Genomic DNA, 21,858 nt, shown 5'->3' on the forward strand with positions numbered 1-21,858 from the left:
GGTCATGGCCGACTCCCTACCGTTGCCCGCCGCGCCCTGCGCGGCGGAATACCTGCGCGCCACGCTGCGTTCGCCGGTATACGAGGTGGCCCAGGTCACCCCGTTGCAAGTCATGGAAAAACTCTCCGCGCGCCTGGACAATACCGTCCTGGTAAAGCGGGAAGACCGGCAGCCGGTGCACAGCTTTAAGCTGCGCGGCGCCTATGCGATGATTTCCGGCCTCAATGAAGAGCAAAAAGCCCATGGCGTGGTGACCGCCTCGGCGGGCAATCATGCCCAGGGCGTGGCGCTCTCCGCGACCAGGCTTGGCATCAAGTCGCTGATCGTGATGCCGGTTGCCACGGCGGATATCAAGGTGGACGCCGTGCGCAGTTTCGGCGGCGAAGCCTTTCTCTATGGCGCCAATTTCGACGAGGCCAAGGCCAAGGCTATCGAGCTGGCGCGCGAGTGTCATTACACCTTCGTGCCGCCGTTCGACCATCCGGCGGTGATCGCCGGCCAGGGTACGCTGGCGATGGAACTGCTGCAGCAGGACGCGCATCTGGACCGCATTTTTGTACCGGTGGGCGGCGGCGGCCTGGCCGCGGGCGTAGCGGTGCTGATCAAGCACCTGATGCCGCAGATTCAGGTGATCGGCGTGGAGGCCGAGGAATCCGCCTGCCTGTGCGCGGCGCTCAAGGCCGGCGAACCGGTGGACCTCCCCCGGGTCGGTATGTTCGCCGAAGGCGTGGCGGTCAGGCGTATCGGCGACGAAACGTTCCGCTTATGCCGCGAGTACCTGGATGACGTGATTACCGTGGACAGCGACGCCATCTGCGCGGCAATCAAGGATCTGTTCGAGGACGTGCGGGCGATAGCGGAACCCGCGGGCGCGCTGGCGCTGGCGGGCATGAAAAAATATATTCAGCAGCATAATATCCGGGGCGAACGATTGGCCCATGTGCTGTCCGGCGCCAACGTCAATTTCCACGGCCTGCGTTATGTTTCCGAGCGCTGCGAGCTTGGCGAGCAGCGCGAAGCGCTGATGGCGGTGACCATTCCCGAGCAGAAGGGCAGTTTCCTGAAATTTTGCCAGCTGCTGGGCGGCCGCGCGGTAACCGAGTTTAACTATCGCTACGCCGACGCGGATAACGCCTGCATTTTTGTCGGCGTGCGCCTGACCCGGGGACGCGTGGAGCGCGATGAGATCTTAAGCGAGCTGACCGCCGGCGGCTACCAGGTGGTGGATCTGTCCGACGACGAGATGGCCAAGCTGCACGTGCGTTATATGGTGGGCGGACGCCCGTCGAAACCGCTGCGCGAACGCCTGTACAGTTTTGAATTCCCGGAATCGCCGGGCGCGCTGTTGAAATTCCTGCATACTTTGGGGACGCATTGGAATATTTCCCTGTTCCATTACCGCAGCCACGGCACCGATTACGGTCGCGTCATGGCGGGTTTCGAGCTGGGCGAGCAGGAGCCGGAGTTTGACCGCCACCTGTCCGCGCTGGGTTATGAATGCCACGACGAAACCCAAAATCCGGCTTTCCGCTTCTTTCTGCAAGGATAACCGGGCATCCCGGCCTGGCCGGCAACCAGGATAACGGGCATGCTTCCCGGCGCCGGGATGGGTAGCGTCCCGTCCCGGCGTTCCGGGCCGCTATAGCGCCACGACCTTAAGCGGCTCCGGCGCTACCGTCGAAAAAATTCAGCAATGGCGCTTCGCCGCCATTAACCAGGCCATTGCACCCTGGCTGCGTTGCCCCTTAACGTTCCAGCAGTTGCCAGAACGCTTCAATCAACGGTTCCTGCAAGCGTTTGCGCTGTACGCATACCCCTAATTCCAGCGGTTCTACCGGCGTACCGTGCTCGACAATCTGCACGCGGTTGCGCACCGGTTCGGGGCTGTTGTCTACTACTACCGAGGGGATCAGCGCAATGCCGCAGCCGAGCGCCACCATGGAAACAATGGCCTCGTGCCCGGCGACGGTGGCGTAAATCTGCGGATTGGCGAGGCGGTTGTCGCGAAACCAGTGATCGATACGGCGGCGCGCCGGACCGTGCTCCGGTAAGATAAAGGGGATATGCGACCAGTCCGGCGTGGCGACCAGCGCCTGCGCGCGTACCGGGCAGGGCAGGGCCGGGGCTATCAGGATCATCGGTATTGCGCCGATCGGAGTAAAATCAATGCTGGCCGGCAGGATTTCGGGATGGCCGGCAATGCCTAAATCGGCGTCGCCGGACTGCACTTTTTCCACGGCGTCGGCGGGGTCGCCGGTGGTCAGTTTTATTTCCACCAACGGGTGCCGGGCGCGGAAATGGTCGAGGATCGGCGGCAGGTGGCTATAGGCGGCGGTAACCGAGCAGAACAGCCGCAGCTCGCCGCTAAGCGACGGACCGTGCTGGCCCAGGCGATGGGACAGCTGCTGGTACTGCAGCAGCGTCTGCTGGGCGAAAATCTTCAACTGCTCGCCGGCATCGGTAAGCTGTACCGTGCGGTTGTCGCGCAGGAACAAGACCCGTCCCACGTCTTCCTCCAGACGCTGGATCTGGCGCGACAGCGTCGACGGGCTAACGTGGGTCGCTTTCGCGGTGCGGCCGAAATGGCGGCTTTCCGCGAGGTGAAGGAACAATTTAAGATCGCGCAGATCCATAGGGGCAGCACCTTTAAACCGCTTTTTCCATGCGCAGCGCGCACGTTGCACAATATGCAATATCAGATTGTTAATATATCAATTTAAGCAACACGATTCCTGCTTTATAGTGGCAAACATCCTATTCCCGTCCGGCGGGAACCCTTATACCAGAAGTACCATACCCTATTACGGAGTAGCACCATGGCTAACTATTTTAACACCCTGAACCTGCGCCAGCAGTTGGAGCAGCTGGGTAAATGCCGCTTTATGGCCCGGGATGAATTCGCCGATGAAGCGGGCTACCTGAAAGGTAAAAAAGTGGTCATTATCGGCTGCGGGGCGCAGGGGCTGAACCAGGGCCTGAACATGCGTGATTCCGGACTTGATATTTCCTACGCGCTGCGCAAGGCGGCCATTGACGAGAAGCGCCCGTCCTGGCGCAAGGCCACCGAAAACGGCTTTAAGGTCGGTACCTATGAAGAACTGATCCCGCAGGCCGATCTGGTGGTCAACCTGACGCCGGACAAACAGCATTCGGTCGTGGTGCAGGCCGTGCAGCCGCTGATGAAAAAAGGCGCAGCGCTGGGCTACTCCCATGGGTTTAACATCGTCGAGGTGGGCGAGCAAATCCGTAAAGACATCACTGTTATCATGGTGGCGCCCAAATGCCCCGGCACCGAAGTGCGCGAAGAGTACAAACGCGGTTTCGGCGTGCCGACCCTGATTGCGGTACATCCGGAAAACGACCCGCAGGGCGAGGGCATGGCGCTGGCCAAGGCCTGGGCGGCCGCTACCGGCGGCCATCGCGCCGGCGTCCTGGCGTCATCGTTTGTCGCCGAGGTAAAATCCGACCTGATGGGCGAACAGACCATCCTGTGCGGCATGCTGCAGGCCGGCTCGCTGCTGTGCTTCGATAAAATGGTCGCGGACGGCATCGACCCGGCCTACGCCGGGAAACTGGTGCAGTTCGGCTGGGAAACCACCACCGAAGCGCTTAAGCAAGGCGGCATTACGCTGATGATGGACCGTTTGTCCAATAGCGCCAAGCTGCGCGCCTTTGCCTTGTCCGAGCAGTTAAAAGCCCTGATGCAGCCCTTGTTCGAAAAACATATGGACGACATCATCACCGGCGCCTTCTCCAGCGGCATGATGGAAGACTGGGCTAATGACGACGTGAAATTGCTGACCTGGCGCGAAGAGACCGGCGCCTCGGCGTTTGAAAACGCCCCTCAGTTTGAAGGCAAAATCAGCGAGCAGGAATATTTCGACCACGGCGTGCTGATGATAGCCATGGCCAAGGCCGGCGTGGAGCTGGCGTTTGAAACCATGACCCGCTCCGGTATCATCGCCGAATCGGCTTACTACGAATCGCTGCATGAGCTGCCGCTGATCGCCAATACCGTGGCGCGCAAGCGCCTGTATGAAATGAATGTGGTGATTTCCGATACCGCCGAATACGGCAACTACCTGTTCGCCAACGCCGCCGTGCCGCTGCTGAAAGCCAACTTTATGGACAGCCTGCAGCCGGGCGATATCGGCAAGGCCGCGCCTGCCGCCGAGATTGACAATGCGCAGCTGCGCGATGTTAACGAAGCTATTCGCCACCATCCGATTGAAATTATCGGCGCCACCCTGCGCGGGTATATGAAAGATATGAAGCGGATTGCGGTTGCCGGCTGATTCTTCCACCGGCGACAGTCGCTGATATTTCACAAGGCCCCGCGCTGATGCGCGGGGCTTTTTTTTCAGCGCGTGAGATTGCCGACAACGGCCCGACACCGTAGACAGGACGCTGATCCCATTGGGATAGTCTTTATACGTTACGACCGCAATCTGCGCCGATGCGGCAGGCTATGAATAATGTATAACACATGATTCATTAAACGTAATAACGTGCAATATAGCGCTCAATTTTGAGACGGCCCTCGACGATAATGATACTCACAGCGAAAGGCATGGCGGATAGTCGCCCGCCATTATATCGTGCTTTTGCGCCTGCAAATCAGGCGCTGGGATTGGTCTCCCTGATACAAAACTTAGTGGCGGCTGCCTTATGGCTACAATCCCAACCCAAACTCATGCATTTTTTTCTGTCCCCTTCCGTTCAACCACGGATTTCACCGTGCTCGCCTGGCATTGCGAACAGTTCGCTGAAACCCTGCGTGAAAGTAGCGATACCACACGCCGGCAGGCGCTTAGCGCACGGCTTGCCGAATGCCTTGCCCGATTGCAACCCACGCTGAACGACCCGATCCCGCCTCACTTGATTGTAAGCCTGACCGTGGATGATTTCCCGGTGACCTCGCCCCGCTTTGAACCTGACGCCGAGCTACTTTGCGAATATTGCCAGGCGCTGGCGCGAATTCTGATGGACCGGGCGCTATTAGCGGAAATGGAGCACACCCTCACCGGATTGCTGTTTGAACTGGTCAGTTATTTTGCCGATGAGTTGAGAGCGCCGCGCTGGATACGTACCGCCCATGGGGTGAAATTTATCGCGGAGGTGGAGAGGGCTGGGGAAAGCGGAATATCCTGAATAAAGGAACTCGCCCTTACCGCGTGTTAATATTGTAGAAAAAGTCCTGAGCCCTAGGCCAGGACTTAGATTGCACAGGGAAAGGCTAGAAATAGCGGCATACAAAAGCGCCTGGGACGTTCAATACTGTCACCGTGAGGGCAAATAACGCAACAATCGCTCTGTATCGTCATGTTCAAACGACCTTTCCATTCGCATAATTTCCTCGCCTCGCAGACCATTGCCTTTCGCTATATTTCGCCATTGTGAAACTGCTTGGGCAATCTTGGTCAACGCTGCGTTAACTTCAGCTTTCCCAGCATCGAAAAATTCAGCTAGCGCCAGACAGGTGTCCAGAGAGGGTCTGGAGCGGTCGCCATCGAATGACAAGTTATGATTACGGCGCGCAAAATGTTCCGTTGTCGGATTGATATCGTAAGCTGGAGAAAGCCGCCAACCTTGTGGTTCGCGTAAAAAACCATGATTACGCAGATGGTCATCAATGTTGCCCGTCATGGCATTAAAGATCATACGGCTAAACAGTTCCAGCCGGTCTGCCCCGGGTCGCGATGAGTAATGGGTGAGAGCATCCGCAATTTCAATATAGCTGGCGCCTTCTTCATTATTTTCGTTACGTTCCAGTAACGTCATGGCGGAAATAAAGGGGATGCGTTTACCGTCCAGGCGGTCAAAACGCTCCACCAGAAGCACTGGTCTGTCACCACCGGCATTCAAAACCCGGTGATGTGCGGTGCGAATACCCGCTTTTCTTGCGAGACCCAGCATGGTGGCTTCCCAGAGTGATACGCGTTCTGTGTCGGTATTGCTTTGAAACTTCGCCAGCCACAGCTTATGCTTGTCTTCCACCGAGGCTTTGGGATGAGCGCCCCCCAGAGAAGAACCGGGTTGCGCAATCATAGCCAGATCTGACGCGCTTTCCCGCCCGGCTTCAAAGCGGTGAACGGCGGCTTCCAGTTCCCGCAAATTGACCAGTTTTGGCACGTCATGGTTATCCGCTAAAAAAACGTCTGGCTGTGCGGCATCGCTGAGGCGTAACGCCCCCATTCTCATATAATCGCTGACGCCAAGGAGAAAATCGCACTCGGACAGATGGCGGTTGTTGACCCTGGTCTGGACTAGGCGCCCCCATCTATCAGGGGAAATATCCTGGAATGCGCCCCACAGCTTATTATCTACATAAGGTGTTCTGGGGATAAGCTCCAGCGCCGGATCAATGGCGAATCCGTTCCTGGCCCAGTCTGCCGCATAGGTAAATTGATAACGTTCCGTGCCTCTGGCGACATACACGTCCAGTTGGCCGACAAGTCGCGCGTTATCTTGCCAGTCAATGGTGACGTTAATGCTCTTCATTCTGTTCTCCGTGTGCGGATACGGACGGGCAACTCACCATCCATCAAATCCAGCCCGAGTGGATCCTGAGTCCGGTCTATGATGTTTTCCAACTGATCCAACTTACCAAGAACATACAGCGCTATTGCATAACTCCCCATTGACACTTTTGCATCGCCGGCCTCAAGCCTGCTGAGCGTGGCGCGGGTGATACCGATTCGCTCAGCCATCAGCGAGGTACTTATGCGGCGGCGTTTGCGCGCATCCTGTATATCGCGGCCCAGTTTCTTCAATGCCTGCTCTACCCGGAATACTCTCATTTTGCATACTCCGTGATACACTAAAGTTTATATTGCTAAATATAGCATACAGAATGACGACATTTCATAAAGAAATAGAGACAGCGGTCGAGAATTCAGGTTGTTTGTTTACCACCGTTAAAATAGAGCACATCCTCACAGGGTTGCTGTTCGACGTGGTGAGCTATCTTGCCGATGAACTGAAAGCGCCGTGCTGGATATGTATCGCCGAAGTGATAAAGTTTATAATAGAAGTGGAGATGGCAGGATAAAGATACGTGCCACGTTATCAAAATCCGTCATCAGGGCGGATTTCTTCATTGTGGTGTCGGACTCAATGAGAGAAAACTTTTTAAAAGCGCGATAGCAATCGTTTTCCCCGCTGGAAGCGTGACATCAATACCCCGATCTCAGCCAGACGCTATCACATAACATTTTAATATTGACGGCTGAGCCATCGCCATCAGGGCCACATTGGCTTGTTTACTGCCCATTGCTTTCAGCTGTTCAGTCTGATAAATGTTGGGTGCTTACCTGACCGGGCACCCCCCTTGGCGCGGAAACGCTATCGTGACGCTCCACTTACGACCGGATACACAGCATATGAAAAATAAAATTACCCTGATAACCGGCGGCGATCGCGGCATCGGCCGGGCTACGGCATTATGCCTCGCCAGTAAAGGACACCAGGTTTGTATTGGCTATCATACCCGTGAAGCCAGTGCGCAAGCGGTTATCGATGACATTCGCCATGGCGGCGGGAATGCCATTGCGGTTCAGGTAGATATCGCCCAGGAAGAACAGGTGGTGGAACTGTTCAGGCAAATAGATAAACAGCTTGGCCCCATTACCGGGTTGGTCAATAACGCGGCAATGCTGATGCCTCAAGCCTCTATCGAACAGTTGGATGCAACACGGCTTGCCACCCTGTTTGCCACCAATGTCAGCGGCAGCTTTATCTGCGCCCGGGAAGCGGTTAAACGGATGGCGCATCGCCATGGCGGCCAGGGGGGAGCCATCGTTAACGTATCCTCGGCGGCATCACGGCTCGGTTCACCCCATGAATATGTGGATTATGCCGCTTCGAAAGGCGCCATTGATACGTTAACCATTGGCCTGTCCCTGGAGGTCGCGGCCCAGGGAATTCGCGTTAACGCCGTGCGCCCCGGCTTTATTTACACCGAAATGCACGCCGATGGCGGCGAGCCAAAACGGGTGGATCGTGTTAAAGGTAATTTGCCGATGCAACGCGGCGGCCAGCCAGAAGAAGTGGCTCAGGCTATCGCATGGTTATTGTCTGATGAGGCTTCCTATGTCACAGGCAGTTTCCTTGATCTTGCGGGAGGAAAATAGTTCGCATAATAAAAGAACAAAAAATATTGCGGGGCTCATCACTGATCTGACACTATTTCTCAATTACTGGCGTCCTTTGCGCTTACCATTATTTCGCTGATGAACTTAATGAATATCAACCTCATCAGTCAGCCTTATCATATATATTATTCATGCTGGATCTTTGGTGGTTGTTTTATTATTTTCCGCGGAATAGATTAATAATTTCACTTTTCTTTCATCAGGCCGACTTTTCGGCGATATATAGCTTAGCCCGTGAAATTATAATTCCCCAGCAGTGGCTTGCTTCAACTCAAGGTTTAATAATGGTTTAACAATGTTGCCGATTTTGAATTGATTTTTTTCTGGGCTCATACGCATAATGCCACTATCTCAAAACGGATATTCACCCTGCGTTATATCTTGATGCAAATGACTCACTTTATCGGGTGAGAACCATTGTCCTGCGATATTTGAGTAATGGACAAGATGTCCATTGATTGACATTGAATAAGGAGCCATGGATGGGCCATGATTACGCCGGCAGTATACCGCTGCTAACCCGATGGGCATTTCTTTTGCTGTCCATCTTCATCTCTGCTCCGCTGATTGCCGGCCCCTTTTCTGGGGGAGCCGCACAAAGCGCGTCGGCTATTGACGCCCAGGAACAGTTTAGACAGCAGGAACGTGCGCGCGCGTTACAAAAGCAAAATGCCCCTGTTTCAGACATCCACCTTGACCGTCCCGGCATAACTCTGCCTGATTATCCTGTCGATGAACATCCCTGTTTTACTATTAATACTCTTCAATTGGATGGCGATTCCGCCAGCAATTTCCAGTGGGCGCTGGAAGCCGCCGGCGACGCCAAAGGCCGCTGCCTGGGGAGTCAGGGGATAACGCTGGTCATCAATAAAGTCCAGAATGCCATCCTGAAAAAAGGCTATGTCACCACCCGCGTGATGGCCCGGGAGCAAGATCTGACGACAGGCGTGCTGACGCTGACGCTTCAGCCCGGACGCATTGGCAGCATCCGCTTTGATGGGCCGGTTTCCTGGCGCGCCAGATTATGGAATGCCATGCCGGCGGCATCAGGCGACATTCTTAATCTGCGCGATATCGAGCAGGCGCTGGAGAACTTGAAACGGGCGCCCAGCGTTGCGGTCGATATCAAGATTATGCCCGGTGAGCAAGAGGCCACCAGCGATCTCGTCGTGAGCTGGAAAGAAGGCCGCCCGGTTCGTCTCAGTTTAGGGCTGGATGACAGCGGCGCCAAAAGCACCGGCCGTTATCTGAGATCCGCGACCCTGGCGATTGACGCGCCTTTAGCTCATAACGATCTGTTTTATATCAATATGGGCAGTGATGTGTTTCAGCGCGGGCCGTTTGGTAACCGCTCCCGTACCCTTAATTATGCAATTCCAATCGGGTACTGGGGGTTTTCCGCCAACTACAACGATTACACCTATCATCAGAATATCGCCAACGCCAACCAGCTACTGACCTACAGCGGCAAGAGCGAGAACATGCAGTTGACGGTGTCCCGGCTGCTGTTTCGCAATCAGTCGCATAAAACCACTCTCAACGTGCGTGCCCATCGTCGGCATTCCACCAATGCCGTGAACGGTCAAGATATGGATACTCAGCATCGCCGTACCGCTGCCTGGGAGCTGGGGCTTAACCAGCGCAGCTATCTCGGCAAGGCCACGCTGGATGCAAACATTAACTGGCGTCGAGGGACGGGAGCGTTTGGCGCCCGGTCGGCGCCCGAAGAGGCCACGCACCGCGGCAGCGCCCGCACGGGCTTCGCCGTGGGGGATATCAGCCTGAATTATCCATTCGCCTGTGTTGCGCAGCCCTGGCGCTATTACACCAGCCTGCGCGGTCAGTGGAGCAAGCATCCACTGACGCCGCAAGACCGCATGGCCATTGCCGGGCGTTATACCGTGCGCGGGTTTGACGGCGAGCAAATGCTAGCGGGTGAAAAAGGCCTGCTTTGGCGTAATCAACTGGCCTGGAATGTGATGTCGCGCGGTCATGAGCTTTACTGGGCTGTGGACTTTGGACGTGTCGGCGGGCCGGCTGCCCACAAGTTGGCCGGACGCCAGCTGGCGGGCGGCGCTCTAGGGCTGAGCGGCGCGTTCTGGGGGCGGTTCAGCTACGACGTGTTTGCCGGAATGCCCCTTTATAAACCGGAAGGCTTTCATACCTCAGGCGTTACCAGCGGTTTTAACCTCAACCTGCAAATTTAATGTCAACCGGCATGTTTGTCCGTGTCAGATCAACACTTTTGCTGCTTGGGCTGTATTTTCACAGGGACGGAACCCATGAACAAACATTGCTATCGTCTTATCTTTAGCCGCAGCCAGGGTGAATTACGGGTGGTGTCCGAGCTGGCGCGCGGTTGCAGCATCTGGCCCGGTCAAAGGCGCGGAACCGGCGCCTCGCGTCTTTGGGTGACGGTGCGCCGGGCCGAGTGGCTGCTGGGGCTGGCCCTGTTTGCCGGGCCGGCGCTGGCGCATGGCATTGTTGCTGATGGGCGCGTGGCGCATGAGTTGCGTCCGGAAGTGATATCCACGCGGAATGGCCTGCCGCAGGTGAATATCACAGCACCTAATCAGGCCGGGTTGTCACATAATCATTTTCAGCAGTTCGATGTTGGCCCTCAGGGCGCCATCCTTAACAATTCGGCGGAGATGATCACGACCCAGATGGCAGGGATTATTCAGGGCAATCCCAACCTTAATCCGAATGCCGCGCCGGCACGGGTCATTCTTAATGAAGTTAACAGTGACAATCCCAGCCAACTGCGGGGTTTTCTGGAAGTGGCGGGCGGCATGGCGCAGGTGATTGTGGCCAACCCGTCGGGGATTGTGTGTGACGGCTGCGGCACCATTAATGCCGGACGCATGACCCTTACCACCGGGAGGCCGCAGTTAAACGCCGACGGTAGTCTGGCAGGATACCAGGTCGAACGGGGCCTGGTACGAGTCGAGGGCGGCGGACTTAACAACGATGCGCGGCATGATACCCGGTATGTCGATATTCTGGCGCGCGCGGTGAAATTGAATGCCTCCGTCAGGGCCGAAAATGAAATCTTAGTGGTGGCGGGCCGCAACCATATCAGTGCGAACGGTCAGGCGGTGACGCCCCTGGCCTCTGACAGCACGGCACCCGAGCTGGCGATAGATATGGGACAACTGGGAGGCATGTATAGCGGTCAGATCCGCATGATAGGCACCGAAGCGGGTGTTGGCGTGCGCGGCCAGGGCGGACACCTGCGCGCGGGCGCGACCCTGGCTGTGAGCAGCGAAGGCCGCCTTAGCTGGCAATCAGGCGCGGTGGAGATGGTTACCCAGGCCGGAGGCGATATCACTCTTGCCGCCAGAGGCACTATCGAACATCACGGCAAACTCCACAGCGGAGGGCGGCTGGTGGTGCAAAGCCGCGAGGGGGTTATTCGCCAGTCGGGCACCCTGGCGGCGACGGGTGACGTCCGGCTGGACGCTGCCAGGGGCATTCAAGGCAGCGGGCATATGCTGGCGGGGAGCAATGAGAATAGTGCGCTGATACGTGGGGCGGACTTGACGTTGCATAGTCAGGACGACATTCGGGTCAGCGGCAGCCTGTTGAGCCAGAAAGATGTCAATATAACCGGGCGCCGAATAGATATCGGTCAAGGTCGCCTGGCGGCCGAACGCGCCGTCTTTGTGGCACAAGCTGGCGGAGTCGTCCTGCAGCAGGCAACGGTCGACAGCGGTCAGCTCACGATCAACACGACGGGCAATATTGATGCGCAGAAGGCCCAAGTGCGCGCCGGCCATTGGGATATTAATGCCGATAGTCTGTTTACTCCGGGAGGCGTCTGGTCGCAGGTCGGCCCTGGCGGTAGCCGACTCATCCTAACCGGCTCACTGGATAATACCGATGGCGACATCGATGCCCGGCAACTCACCCTGGATGTGGCATCCGTTAATAACCGGCATGGCCGCCTGGCCGCGTTAGACGAGATAGCGCAGCATTGGCGGGTGCGAGGCCGGCTGAGCAACCACGAGGGCGTGGTAGGATGCCATGGCAATCTGACGCTTGAGCTAGGGGACCTGGATAACCAGGATGGCACGGTGAAAAGTCAGTCCGAGCTTAGCATCAAGGTGCAGGAAAATATCCATAGCCTGGGTGGTAAGCTGCTGGCCGGTCAGAAACTGACGCTGAATACTTTGGGAACAGTCGACAACCGGTCCGGAAGGGTGCAGGGCGGGCATCTGCAACTTAGGGCACAAGGTCTGAATAATGCGCATGGGCACTTGGTCAGCGGGGGACACCTGCATCTGAGTGCACGTCAGTCTGTTGACAATCAACACGGCCTTATCGATGCCGGTCACGCGCTTGATGTCAGTACCGATGGCGACTGGAGTAATCAGGGTGGCAAACTGGTGAGCAAAGGAGACTTGCACCTCAATGCACACCAGTCGGTGGATAACCGAAACGGCCTTATCGAAGCGGCCGAGACGCTGGATATGCGCACCGGCGGCGGCTGGGACAACCGCGAAGGTACGGCGCTTGGCGCTGGCCAGGTCAGCGTTGTGGCCAGGGATCTTGATAACACCGCCGGCAAGGTGCGTTCGGGGGGCGGCATGATGCTCGGCACCGCCGGCAACCTCATCAATCAGGCCGGAACCCTGTCGGCAACGCAGGAGTTAAGCTGGCAGGGCGGCACGGACAGCCTGCTGGAGAACGATGCGGGCACATTGCTCAGCGGCGCGCAGATGTCACTGCGGGGCGGGCATCTGCACAACCGGCAGAAGGGAACCATACAAAGCCAGCAGGCGGTGACGCTGGACCTGGATGGCGTTTGGGATAATCAGGGCGGAGAATTGGTCAGCGAGGGACACCTGCACCTCAATGCGCATCAGTCGGTGGATAACCGAAACGGTCTTATTGAAGCGGCTGGGACTCTGGATATGCGCACCGACGGCGGCTGGAACAACCGCGAAGGTACAGCGTTAGGCGCCGGCCAGGTCAACGTTGTGGCCAGGGATCTCAATAACGCCGCCGGCAAGGTGCGTTCGGGGGGCGGCATGATGCTCAGCACCGCCGGCAACCTCATCAATCAGGCCGGAACCCTGTCGGCAACGCAGGGGTTAAGCTGGCAGGGCGGCACGGACAGCCTGCTGGAGAACGATGCGGGCACATTGCTCAGCGGCGCGCAGATGTCGCTGCGGGGCGGGCATCTGTACAACCGGCAGAAGGGAACCATACAAAGCCAGCAGGCGGTGACGTTGGACCTGGAGGGGGTTTGGGATAATCAGGGCGGAGAATTGGTCAGCGAGGGGAGCCTGCACCTCAATGCGCATCAGGCGGTGGATAACCGAAACGGGCTTATCGAAGCGGCTGGGACTCTGGATATGCGCACCGGCGGCGGCTGGGACAACCGCGAAGGTACAGCGTTAGGCGCCGGCCAGGTCAACGTTGTGGCCAGGGATCTCAATAACGCCGCCGGCAAGGTGCGTTCGGGGGGCGGCATGATGCTCAGCACCGCCGGCAACCTCATCAATCAGGCCGGAACCCTGTCGGCAACGCAGGGGTTAAGCTGGCAGGGCGGCACGGACAGCCTGCTGGAGAACGATGCGGGCACATTGCTCAGCGGCGCGCAGATGTCGCTGCGGGGCGGGCATCTGCACAACCGGCAGAAGGGAACCATACAAAGCCAGCAGGCGGTGACGTTGGATCTGGATGGCGTTTGGGATAATCAGGGCGGCAAACTGATTAGCATGGATCACGGCGCGATACGCGCCCTCAGCCTCCTTAACGCAATGGGTGATATCCAGGCGTTCGACGCACTGGATGTGCATCTCATTCGCACGCTTGATAATAGTAATGGCCTCGTCTCCAGCCAGGGCTCTCAGTCCCTGAGGGCGGAAAACATTCTCAACGCGGGGGGGGAAATGGGCAGCCAGGGCGGCTGGTCCGCAGTCACCCGGCGGTTTGACAATAGCGAGGGCAGCGTACTGAGCATGCAGGATGCGGCGCTTACCGTCACCGGCCTGGATAATCGGCAGGGCTCGCTGCAGTCGAAGGGTTCGCTGATGTTGCGAGCAGTGCAGGACATCCGCAACGAACTGGGAAAAATCAGCGCCCAGGTGCGCCTGGATGTGCAAGGTGTCACCGACGGGGCGGCAGGGGGTAAGCTGCGTAACGCCGGCGGCCAATTGACGTCTGGTGACGCTCTCAATGTGACGGCGCAGAGCGTGGATAATCAACAAAACGGCTTAATCTATAGTCAGAAGCAGATGAGGTTGGCTTTGACCGATGCCCTGGATAACCGTCAGGGTAAACTGGTAAGCGGTGAGGGAGTACAGATTAGCGCCCGGTCGCTGCTGAATACGCAGGGAACGCTGAAAAGCAGCGGTGACCAGCAAATTTCAGCGGACCGGGTAGACAACCTGCAGGGGGGGGTATTGTGCAGTTTGGATGCGCTGACGCTTGCCGCGCGGACGCTGTCCAATCTGGGCGGTATGCTTATCAGCCGGAGCGCAGGCGTATACCGTATTGATGTGCTTAATAATCAGGAGGGAAAAATCCACAGTGACGGTACGCTGACTTTGAACGGCGATCAAATCAACAACCCGGCGGGGGATTTGGCATCGACCGGGACGCTGACGCTTGTCAGCGCGCAGCTGGATAACAGCGGCCAGGGTAAAATTACCAGCCGGGATGCGCTGGACGTGGGGGTAAACCGGCTGAACAACCGCGATGGCGGACTGCTGTTGGGTACAACACACACTGATATAACGGCCCATGAGCTGGAAAACAGCGCGGGGTGGGTACAAAGTGTCGGTACGCTGACCTTGTCGCAAATGACGCGATTGGATAACCGACAGGGGCATCTTCTGGCCAACGGTACGTTGAGTATCAATGCCACCGATCCTAACGCGCTAGTGCTGTTCAATCAGGGCGGCAACATCAAGAGCGGAGATAGAACCGTTGTCAACACACAAACTCTGAATAACCAGGGTGGAACAATATTTAGCCAGCAGGCATTGACGGCAACCGTGCAACAGGACTACACCCACCAGGTCGGCGATACGATTAATAGTAATGGTGAGACAATATTATCTGTCGGCGGCGTGCTGATTAATCTTGCCGACTGGCTACTATCCGGTGACCTAACCGTCAACAGCGCCCATTTCACCAATTTGGGCTCCCTGGTCGGGAAAACGCTGAACTTGACAACCGGCGCGTTAATCAATCAAGGCCGCATTGAAGCCGACAGTGTGACACTTATCAGCGACACCACGAATAACCGCGCGACCCTAGTTGGCGGTGACGTGAATGTGCGCAGCAGGATTATCGACAACGACGGACGCGATGTGGTGATGGCCGCCACGGAGAGTCTCAACCTTACGGCCGGCGAGCGCCTGACCAACCGGGATGGTGGCCTGATCTACAGCGCCAACACACTGCAGCTTGTTAGTGATGACAACATTGAGAATCGTGCAAGCAGAATCGAGGCCGATGGAGATGTTTTGGTCGATGCCCAGCGACTGGATAATCTGCGCGAAGGACTGGATATCGAACACGATGCGGAAAAAAGCGACTATAAATGGCGCCGTGCCAACCTCTACTGGCGTTCTTACGGCTCAAAGGTTAATCCCGATAAAAGCACTATCGCGCCCACCACCCAGCGACTGACGTTCAACGATGACGATGCGGCGGCAAACAGCCGTTACGGTACCCTGCTGGAAATAGATGCCGCCGGCAAAAAGGCGCAGCTTTATGTTAAGGATAATAAGGGGAAGATGCGCAGTGTGTGGGTGGATTACCTGGAGCTGACGCCAGGAAGCGACGGTGGCTACGACATGACGTTCTATGAGACGCGGGGTTTTCGGCAGAAAGGGGTTCCGACGCCTTACCATAATACGTTCTGGCGTGAACACGACCGCGGCCGGATTGATACGTGGGATCCTGACCGATACATCGACGTTGCCGAGGCTCCTTTTGTAACCGACTACAGCAATTTCCGTGAGCGGACGGTCACAGGTAGTTCGTCCACGGACAAGCTGGTATCAGCGGGCTCCGGCGCCCACATTCTGGCGGGCGGCAACATGGTGTTGCGCATTGCCGGTCAGTTATTCAATGACGCCAGTACGCTGAGCGCCAACCGCGACCTGTCGGTTGAGGGCGACGGCAAGCTGATCAACCAGGGGTATTCGGTAAATAGACGCGATCAGGAGTATATCGTCGATCATTATGACAAGGACACAATACATTGGTATCCAACGTTCAATCGCGACGAGACCACGGCGCTGGCCACAATTGACAGCATATTAACCGGCCACGGCAATGTCGCCATCAAAGGTACTCATATTGAGAATACCACGGTCAACCCGGCGCAAATCAGCACGGTGCAGGCAGAACAGAAAGCAGCAGAAGCCGAGCGCGCAGAATGGCAACACAATCCGCTGGCGTTCGCGGTTGATAAAGCCAAATGGAGCACGACCCATTTCCAGCTGACGCCCCGTAGCCGGCCGCTCACACAGTCAGAACTTGAGCTCATCCCGGCCGGAAGAAGGCTCGCGCCGGGAGAATGGGCTCTTACGTCGGCGCAACGAAATCTCCCGACGGCTAACCTGACGCTTACGCCGGGCAGTAGGCCGCTCACGCCGGCTGAAATTACCCTGACCCACCAGCAGCACCTTGGCAGAGTGGCGACGTCTATTCCCAATAATGGACTGTTCCGTCAGCAGCCCGACGCGGGAAGCGCCTATTTGGTGGTGACAGACCGCCGATTCACCGATCGAGGCAAATTCATCAGCAGTGATTACTTATTGCAGCGTATAGGATATGACCCCGCAAAAGTCCATAAGCGCCTGAGCGATGGCTACTATGAACAGCGTCTGGTGCGCGAGCAATTGCTGCAGTTGACCGGTCGTCCCTCCGTGCGCGGCGAAAATGCAATGGCACAATATCAGTCATTGATGAACAACGGGAGCCGCGTGGCTTCAGACTTTCAGCTGGTACCGGGAATAGCGCTGACGCCGGCGCAAATTGCCGCGTTGCAACAGGATATCGTCTGGCTGGTGAGCGAAACGGTCGACACTGCTGAAGGGCCACAAACGGTTTGGGTGCCGAAGGTATACCTGGCCGGGAACACATTACGTTTGACGGGGGAGGGCGCATTGATTGGCGGGGGCAATCTGTCTGTGTCGACCCGAAGCCTTGACAATGCCGGCAACCTGTTTGCCGATGAGGCGCTCAAAATAGACACCAGTCACTTCCTGCAAGAGGGTGGTGAAGTCCGTGCTGATGCCATCAGCATCCATGCCGACAGCCTTACCCTGAGTACCCGTCTGCAGGATGCGCTGCGCCAGGCGACAATGACCGCGCGTGAACTCAGTCTCACCAGTGGGGATATCCTCCTGCGGGGGGCCAGACTGAAGGCGGCACAGAACCTCAGCCTGAACGCGCGCAATAATCTTGATATCACCACGGCCAAAAACAGCACGGAGGCGGATCTTAGGGTATTAACCGGAACGATAGGTAACCGGGCCGGTGATTTTTTAAGAGAGGACGGAAATTGTCTGGCACAGGTCAGCGGCGAGTGGCAACAGGCCCTGGGTAGTGAGCTAAGCGCGGGTGGCAATCTCAGCCTTAAGGCGGGTCAGAATCTCTCCCTGCTAGGCAGTCAGGCCCAAGCCGGAGGCAACACACATGTACGGGCCGGCGGGGACGTGAAGCTATTGGCGGATACTACCACCAACACTACCCACCTCAGCGCGGGCAGCCGTACATCGTCGGTGAGTAACCGCCGTGAGGAGGATAGGCTGCATCTCAGCACCCTGAGTGGAGATAAGGGCTTAACTGTTCAGGCGGGAACAACCCTTTTGGCCAAAGGGGCACAAATCGACAGTACCTCCGGCAGTATTGGCCTGAGCGCGCGGCAGGTCACGATCGGGGAAGCGCGTCAGCGTGTCTCGGATCGGGATAGCGAGCGCAAACGCGATGGCAAAACGCAAAGCCGGAGGGACATGGTAACGACGAGTGATAGCGCCGTGAGCAGCACTCTCACCGCCCGTGACGAGATGATGATCGTGGCTCGTGACGGTGATATATCGGTAACGGGCAGTACGCTGCACAGCGAACAAGGGGGGCTGGTTGTGCAGGCGAGCAAGGATATTCATCTTAATAGCGCCACTGAAAGCCAGTACCAATTCTCGGATGAACGCTCGGAGAAAAAGGGATACCTGTCGAAGAGCAGCAGCCACAGGGTTAAGGAAGATCACGTCACCCGCGAAACAGGCACTCTGCTGAGCGGTAATACGGTATTGCTCTCCGCTGGCAACGACCTGACTGTGACCGGGTCGGCGGTGGTGGGCGACAATGATGTCACCCTGCAGGCGGGAAACAATATCGCCATTACTGCCGCCACTGAAACGCAATACCACTATTTACTGGAAGAGCAGAAAAAAAGCGGGTTGATGGGCAGCGGAGGCATCGGTTTTACCGTGGGCAGTAAGTCATCTCGCCACCAGGTCAAGGAAGATGGGGCCACGCAAAGCCAAAGCGTCAGCACGCTGGGCAGCAGCAAGGGCAACCTGAATCTTATGGCCGGCAACCGAATGTATATCGGCGGAGCCGATCTGGTTGCCGGACAGGACCTGACGATAACCGGCGACAGCGTGCAAATTGATCCGGGGTATGACAAACGCACCCGTAAAGAGACGTTTGAGTCAAAACAAAGCGGCCTGAGTCTGGCGCTATCGGGAACGGTGGGCGGCGCGCTTAATACCGCCGTCAGCACGGCGCAGCAGGCAAACAAAGAGAGCGACGGCCGCCTGAGGGCCCTGCAGGGCACCAAGGCAGCGCTTTCGGGTACCCAGGCGGCACTGGCGTATGGGCAAGATAACGCCCTGACGGAGGCGGCGGATGCTAAAAACGCCGCCGCCGGGCTCAAGGCAGGCGACGAAGGTGCACAGCAAGGAGCCACCAACACGGTTGGCATTAGCCTGTCCTATGGTAGCCAGTCATCCCGGAGCGAAACGCGTACGGAAAGCGCACGGTCACACGGAAGTACGCTCAATGCAGGCAAAGACCTGACGATTACGGCCACCGGAAACGGTGCGGACGGCCGGGGAAATATTAGCGTTCAGGGTAGCCAACTGAAAGCGGGCGCGGATATTGCGCTTGCCGCCACACAGGATATCACCCTGCTGTCTGCACAGAATACCGAACGCATCGACAGTAAAAACAGCAGTAAGGGCGGCAGCGTTGGCGTCGGCATCGGCGTTGGCTCCGGCGGTTACGGCGTCAGCGTATCGGCGAGCGTCAATGCCGGCAAAGGGCATGAGAAAGGCCGCAGCCTGACCCATTCGGTAACCACCCTTGATGCGGGACAATCTCTCTCCCTCACCAGCGGTCGCGATACTACCCTGAAAGGGGCGCAGGTCAGCGGAGAGATGATCAGCGCTAATGTCGGCCGCAATCTAACCCTAACCTCCGAGCAGGACAGCGATCGCTATGATAGTCAGCAGCAGAACGCCAGCGCCGGCGGCAGCTTTACCTTTGGATCGATGACCGGTTCTGCCAGCGTGAACGTCAGCCGGAATACGCTGCACAGCAACTATGACTCGGTTACGGAACAGACCGGGCTGTTTGCGGGAAAAGGCGGCTATGATATCAAGGTTAAAGATCACACCCAACTGGACGGAGCGGTTATCGCTGCCACGGCAACGCCGGACAAAAACACGCTGGACACCGGCACGCTGGGCTGGACGGACATTGATAACCAGGCCGACTATAAGTCTGAACATCAGAGCGCGGGCTTTAACAGCGGCGGACCGGTTGGCGGTAATGTGCTAAGTAACGTCAGCGCGCTGCCGCTTGCGGGCACGAACCATGAGAATCATGCTTCCGGCACGACGAAAGCGGCGGTATCGGCAGGCAGTCTGATCGTTCGGGATCAGGTGAATCAGCAACAGGATATCAGCCAGCTCAGCCGGGATCCAGACCATGCCAACGACGGCAGCATCAGCCCCACCTTTGATAAAGAAAAAGAGCAGAAACGGCTGCAAAAGACACAACTTATTAGTGATATTGGCACGCAGGCGCTTGATATCTATAATACCCATGCGAAGACGAAAGCCACCCGCGAGGCCACGGCTGTGATGTCCGATAATGCGGCCCTTTCCCAACTTAAGGCGCAGGCGAAAATGGAGCTCGATACGGTGAAGCGTGCCAACCCCGCAGTTGAGAATGGCCCGCAGGCAGTAAGGGATAAGGCCTGGCAGATGGCTTACGACAATGCCCTCTCAGCACAAAGCGCCGGAATGGGCGGCAGTGTCAGGATGGGGGTCAATGCCGTGGTGGGCGCGCTGCAGGGACTGGCCGGCGGGGATATCAAGGCGGCGCTGGCGCAGGGTGCGGCGCCCTACCTGGCGGACAAGGTCAAGACTATTACCACGCAGGGCAAGCCGCATAGCGAACTGAGCGATGAGGAGAAGCGGAATAACGTGGTGGCGCATGCCATCCTGGGCGGGGTGATAGCCGAGTTGAGCGGCGCCAACGCCGTAGCGGGAGCGACCGGTGCGGCAAGCGGCGAAATGGCCGCGCCGGCGATAGCACTGGCATTATACGGCACGGCGGACAGCGATAAATTGACATCGCAACAAAAGGAGAACCTGGGCGCGCTGTCGACGCTGGCGTCGGGGATCGCGGCGGGAGTCAGCAGCGGCAGCATATCAGGTGCGACTGCGGGGGCGCAGGCTGGCAAAAACGCGGTGGAGAATAACTTCCTGAATGGTGATGAAGCCCGTGCGTTTGAGAAAGAGTGGACGGAATGCAAGGCTACGGGCGGTGACTGTGGCGCAGTTCGGGACAAATACGCAGCGATAAATGCCCGACGCAACGAAGAACTCCAGCAAATATGTACCGACAGCCCCCTCACCTGTGCGAGCTATCAAAAACAGCTGGTTGATACCGGTATCGATGCGGCCACACGCCCCACATGGATGCCAGACTGGTTCGGTGCGCCAATACGAGATGATGAGATCCGTGGCGTGGTACAGACGGAAAATGCCAAGGCGTTGGAGTATATCCATAAAAACACCGATAACTGGGACCGACTGGGATCGTTTGTGGCGGAGCCGGAAAATGTCCTAGGACTTGCCGGAACAGCGAAGTCATTCGTGGCCTCATCCGCGACCACAACAGCGAAAGCCACGGGTGCCGCCATGAGTCTGGGGGCAAATGCCGGTGTACAGGTGTTAGAGGGGAAAACAGGCGAAAAATTTGATTACACCAGTTTCTTCACGTCAGGTGTGAGTGGAACCGCCGGGGTAGGGAAATCGCTTAACTCTAATGTCAGGTTGAATGTAGGGGGAGCCTATTTTAGCAGCCATGTAACGGGCGAAAACTCGCAGGCTGCAATGATGGGGGCTGCAGGAGGAGCGGCCTTAGGCTTTGGTGTAGGAACTACTATTACCAGCTCTTGGGAAGCCAAACTTATCAAAGAGCATTTTGGTATGTCGGCCAGCAAAAACGCGTTGAAATATAGCGAAACGAATTTCGGGCCGGGTTATTTGTTCAAAGAAACAAAATTGAGTTCTGTCCCTGGAATTTTGGGTGGGGGAAGCGGATCCTCCTTACAGGAAGCAACAAGCAGCGCAATGCAAAAAAGTGCTGATAATAAATGAAGTTATCATATTTATTGCTAATAAAAATGATGGCTTACTTTTCAGTGTGCTTTGCAAGT

General features: G+C 57.1%; 10 protein-coding genes. 7 read left to right on the top strand and 3 right to left on the bottom strand.

From position 1 onward, the window contains the following. Positions 1-4 precede the first annotated feature (4 nt). Entirely contained in the window at positions 5-1,549 is a 1,545-nt protein-coding gene (ilvA, locus tag ACL2XN_RS19215) for a threonine ammonia-lyase, biosynthetic (protein WP_413729268.1), read from the top strand. 196 nt (positions 1,550-1,745) lie between these two features. Here ilvA and ilvY read toward each other — a convergent pair whose 3' ends face one another. Then, positions 1,746-2,633, bottom strand: coding sequence for an HTH-type transcriptional activator IlvY (ilvY, locus tag ACL2XN_RS19220; RefSeq protein WP_413729269.1), 888 nt, complete (start codon positions 2,631-2,633; stop codon positions 1,746-1,748). 183 nt (positions 2,634-2,816) lie between these two features. Between ilvY and ilvC the strand changes: the two genes are divergently transcribed. Together ilvC and ACL2XN_RS19230 are read left to right on the top strand one after the other, a co-directional pair. Beyond that, positions 2,817-4,295, top strand: coding sequence for a ketol-acid reductoisomerase (gene ilvC, locus ACL2XN_RS19225; RefSeq protein WP_410013120.1), 1,479 nt, complete (start codon positions 2,817-2,819; stop codon positions 4,293-4,295). 373 nt (positions 4,296-4,668) lie between these two features. Next, the gene (locus tag ACL2XN_RS19230) at positions 4,669-5,151 is read left to right on the top strand and encodes a hypothetical protein (protein ID WP_413729270.1); all 483 of its coding nucleotides are present in this window, start codon (positions 4,669-4,671) and stop codon (positions 5,149-5,151) included. Positions 5,152-5,280: 129 nt separating this feature from the next. Here the strand turns inward: ACL2XN_RS19230 and ACL2XN_RS19235 are convergent, their stop codons facing one another. Both ACL2XN_RS19235 and ACL2XN_RS19240 read right to left on the bottom strand, forming a co-directional pair. After that, the gene (locus tag ACL2XN_RS19235) at positions 5,281-6,501 is read right to left on the bottom strand and encodes a type II toxin-antitoxin system HipA family toxin (RefSeq protein WP_413729271.1); all 1,221 of its coding nucleotides are present in this window, start codon (positions 6,499-6,501) and stop codon (positions 5,281-5,283) included. Next, positions 6,498-6,800, bottom strand: a complete 303-nt coding sequence (locus ACL2XN_RS19240; protein WP_413729272.1) for a helix-turn-helix transcriptional regulator — start codon at positions 6,798-6,800, stop codon at positions 6,498-6,500. Before ACL2XN_RS19240 ends, ACL2XN_RS19235 begins: the two co-directional genes overlap by 4 nt. Positions 6,801-6,853: 53 nt before the next feature. On the opposite strand from ACL2XN_RS19240, the gene ACL2XN_RS19245 reads away from it, so the two are divergent. The 4 genes from ACL2XN_RS19245 (at position 6,854) to ACL2XN_RS19260 (ending at position 21,799) form a co-directional block, all read left to right on the top strand. Beyond that, a complete protein-coding gene (locus tag ACL2XN_RS19245) occupies positions 6,854-7,051 on the top strand; it encodes a hypothetical protein (RefSeq protein ID WP_410013125.1) in 198 nt (65 codons plus the stop codon). A 331-nt stretch (positions 7,052-7,382) separates the two neighbouring features. After that, positions 7,383-8,132: an SDR family oxidoreductase gene (locus ACL2XN_RS19250; RefSeq protein ID WP_410013126.1), complete on the top strand. Its 750-nt coding sequence runs from the start codon at positions 7,383-7,385 to the stop codon at positions 8,130-8,132. Positions 8,133-8,635: 503 nt separating this feature from the next. Then, a complete protein-coding gene (locus ACL2XN_RS19255; RefSeq protein WP_413729274.1) occupies positions 8,636-10,360 on the top strand; it encodes a ShlB/FhaC/HecB family hemolysin secretion/activation protein in 1,725 nt (574 codons plus the stop codon). A 75-nt stretch (positions 10,361-10,435) separates the two neighbouring features. After that, on the top strand, positions 10,436-21,799 hold the full coding sequence (locus ACL2XN_RS19260) for a hemagglutinin repeat-containing protein (RefSeq protein ID WP_413729275.1): 11,364 nt from the start codon (positions 10,436-10,438) through the stop codon (positions 21,797-21,799). The last annotated feature ends 59 nt before the right edge of the window (positions 21,800-21,858 follow it).

This window comes from Sodalis sp. RH22, from assembly GCF_047324165.1.
Classification (GTDB): Bacteria; Pseudomonadota; Gammaproteobacteria; order Enterobacterales; family Enterobacteriaceae; genus Acerihabitans.

Coding starts and splice junctions, on each gene's coding strand:
- ilvA (WP_413729268.1), top strand. CDS start 5: ATGGCCGACTCCCTACCGTTGCCCGCCGCGCCCTGCGCGGCGGAATAC.
- ilvY (WP_413729269.1), bottom strand. CDS start 2,633: ATGGATCTGCGCGATCTTAAATTGTTCCTTCACCTCGCGGAAAGCCGC.
- ilvC (WP_410013120.1), top strand. CDS start 2,817: ATGGCTAACTATTTTAACACCCTGAACCTGCGCCAGCAGTTGGAGCAG.
- ACL2XN_RS19230 (WP_413729270.1), top strand. CDS start 4,669: ATGGCTACAATCCCAACCCAAACTCATGCATTTTTTTCTGTCCCCTTC.
- ACL2XN_RS19235 (WP_413729271.1), bottom strand. CDS start 6,501: ATGAAGAGCATTAACGTCACCATTGACTGGCAAGATAACGCGCGACTT.
- ACL2XN_RS19240 (WP_413729272.1), bottom strand. CDS start 6,800: ATGAGAGTATTCCGGGTAGAGCAGGCATTGAAGAAACTGGGCCGCGAT.
- ACL2XN_RS19245 (WP_410013125.1), top strand. CDS start 6,854: ATGACGACATTTCATAAAGAAATAGAGACAGCGGTCGAGAATTCAGGT.
- ACL2XN_RS19250 (WP_410013126.1), top strand. CDS start 7,383: ATGAAAAATAAAATTACCCTGATAACCGGCGGCGATCGCGGCATCGGC.
- ACL2XN_RS19255 (WP_413729274.1), top strand. CDS start 8,636: ATGGGCCATGATTACGCCGGCAGTATACCGCTGCTAACCCGATGGGCA.
- ACL2XN_RS19260 (WP_413729275.1), top strand. CDS start 10,436: ATGAACAAACATTGCTATCGTCTTATCTTTAGCCGCAGCCAGGGTGAA.